The sequence below is a fragment of the Undibacterium sp. TC9W genome (assembly GCF_049339865.1).
Lineage (GTDB): Bacteria > Pseudomonadota > Gammaproteobacteria > Burkholderiales > Burkholderiaceae_D > Undibacterium.
Map to the genome: position 1 here is coordinate 1 of NZ_JBMPPJ010000099.1, position 255 is coordinate 255.

Genomic DNA, 255 nt, shown 5'->3' on the forward strand with positions numbered 1-255 from the left:
GCACACCTGCGGTATCTGCCTCACGGAACAGCACGTCACGATAAAGCTGCATGGCAAACAGGTCAGAGCGGTGCAAGACATCATTGTCCTTGACATCAAGCTTGGTGCCGACCTTCGCTTCTATCGCGTCCGGGATGCCATCACCATCCTTGTCGCCCGGCAAAGAAGTGCTTGGATTGGTTGGCACCGTGGTTTTAAAGCCCAGGCCACCAGTGAGGCTGATTTTGCCATCAACCTTGCCGTCAGTATCAAAGA

The 255-nt window shown here is 54.1% G+C and carries 1 protein-coding gene; it reads right to left on the reverse strand.

The genetic code is table 11. The annotated features are described in order from the left end of the window. On the reverse strand, window positions 1-255 hold a 255-nt coding region (locus ACO0LN_RS30405), incomplete at both ends, for a hypothetical protein (protein ID WP_422980513.1).